Source organism: Microbacterium sp. ISL-103, assembly GCF_018613995.1.
GTDB lineage: Bacteria > Actinomycetota > Actinomycetes > Actinomycetales > Microbacteriaceae > Microbacterium.
The window spans coordinates 1-1,872 of the sequence record NZ_JAGGPD010000239.1; the positions used below are offsets into that span (position 1 = coordinate 1).

2 protein-coding genes and 1 pseudogene are annotated in these 1,872 nt (G+C 70.8%); 1 reads left to right on the forward strand and 2 read right to left on the reverse strand.

Features of this window, described 5'->3' with window-relative positions; all coding sequences use genetic code 11:
* Positions 1-285 (forward strand): annotated as a pseudogene (locus J7E68_RS09760) (tryptophan-rich sensory protein); the annotation flags it as partial.
* A gap of 157 nt (positions 286-442) precedes the next feature.
* On the opposite strand, the gene J7E68_RS09765 reads toward J7E68_RS09760, so the two are convergent.
* Entirely contained in the window at positions 443-1,114 is a 672-nt protein-coding gene (locus J7E68_RS09765) for a response regulator (protein ID WP_215172101.1), read from the reverse strand.
* On the reverse strand, positions 1,111-1,872 hold a 762-nt coding region (locus tag J7E68_RS09770), incomplete at its 5' end, for an ATP-binding protein (RefSeq protein WP_251048847.1). The genes J7E68_RS09765 and J7E68_RS09770, both read right to left, overlap by 4 nt.

A 1,872-nucleotide genomic window follows, 5' to 3' on the forward strand; every position in this document is an offset into this window, starting at 1 on the left:
CTCACCCAGATCGCCCCTGCGAGCTGGGCCGACCAGGCCGACGGCGGGGCGGTCGCCGTGCTCGCCGTCGTTCTCGTGATCGGTGTCGCCAGCGCGATCGTCACCAAGCGCATCGCGCCCGCCCTGGCGACGGCGTGGGGTCTCGGCTGGCTCGCGGTCGGACGCTTCACCGGAGAACCGGAGAGCACCATCACCGGCATCGTCGCCATCGTCGTCGCCGTGGCCCTCGTCGCGGCGGGCGCCTGGGGCGTGCTGCGTCGGCCTCAGGCCACCACCGCTGCATAGTCCGCCGCCCGCCAGCGTTCATGACTCAGCACAGTCCCCGGTGCGGATGGCGGAAGCCCGCCGATTCTGGCCTCTGACCCGCGCTCATGCTGAGTTGTGAACGCCGCCGGTCTGCCATAACTCCGGAGAACCGGGGACGAAGCCACCGCGACCGGGCTCAGAGCACGAGGCGGTAGCCCATGCCCGATTCGGTGAGCAGGTGCGCCGGCGTGCTGGGTTCGGCCTCGAGCTTCTTGCGCAGCTGCGACATGTACAGCCGCAGGTAACCCGAGTCCGACACCTGCTCGCTGCCCCAGATCTCCTTCAGCAGATCCTGCCGGGTGACCAGGGCACCGGGGTGCCGCGCGAGGTGCTCGAGCATGCGCCATTCGGTCGGCGTCAGATGCACGCGCGCACCGGCGCGGGTGACGGTCTTGGTCGCGAGGTCGACGACCACGTCGCCGAACCCGACGGTCGATTCGCCACCCACCGGCACCGACCGGCGAGAGAGGGCGCGAAGCCGCGCGAGCAGCTCGTCGACCTGAAAAGGCTTGGTGACGAAGTCGTCTGCTCCGGCATCCAGCGCCTCGACCTTGTCGGCGGATCCGGTGCGACCCGACACGACGATGATCGGCACGTTCGTCCATCCGCGCAGCGCCTGGATCACCTCGATGCCGTCGAGCCGCGGCATGCCGAGGTCGAGCATGATGAGGTCGGGATGCGTCTGCGCGGCGGCGGCCACGGCGGCTGCGCCGTCCGGTGCGACGACCACCTCGTATCCGTGGGCGGCGAGAGTGATGCGCAGCGCGCGCACCATCTGAGGGTCGTCGTCGGCGATGAGGAGCTTCACTCCGTCTCCTCCTGCATGAGTTCGGGCTCCGCCGCCAGGGGCAGCGAGATGACCATGGTGAGTCCACCGCCAGGGGTGTCTTCGGGTGTCAGGGTACCGCCCATGCCCTCCGCGAATCCGCGCGAGAGGGCAAGGCCGAGGCCGAGGCCGGTGGTGTTGTCGGTGTCGCCGAGGCGCTGGAACGGCTGGAAGATCTGATCCCGCTTGTCGGCGGGCACGCCGGCCCCGCGGTCGATGATGCGGATCTCGGCGTGATCGCCGATCGTGCTCGTCGAGACGATCACCCGGCTGTCGGCGGGCGCGTGACGATGGGCGTTCGCGATGACGTTCACGAGCACCCGCTGCAGAAGCACCGGATCGGCCGATACCGCGGGCAGCTCTGCGTCGAGCGCCAGTTCGACATCGGAGGGGCCGAGGCCTAGCTCGTCGACCGCGGCGAGCACGGGGCCCGCGACGTCGAGTCGCATGGTCGAGACGGCGAGCACTCCGGCCTGCACCCGACTGACGTCGAGCAGGTCGGTGACCAGCGATGACAGGGTCGCGAGGCTCTCGTCGGCGGTGGCGAGCAGCTCTTCGCGGTCGGATGCCGACAGCGAGTGCGCTCCGCGCAGCCCGCCGATCGCGGCGACGGCCGAGGCGAGCGGTCGGCGCAGGTCGTGACTGACCGCCGAGAGCAGGGCGCTTCGCACCCGATCGGGCTCGGCGAGGGCGGACACCCCGCGGGCGGTCGCACGCAGGGCGGTGTGCAACCGCCCGCG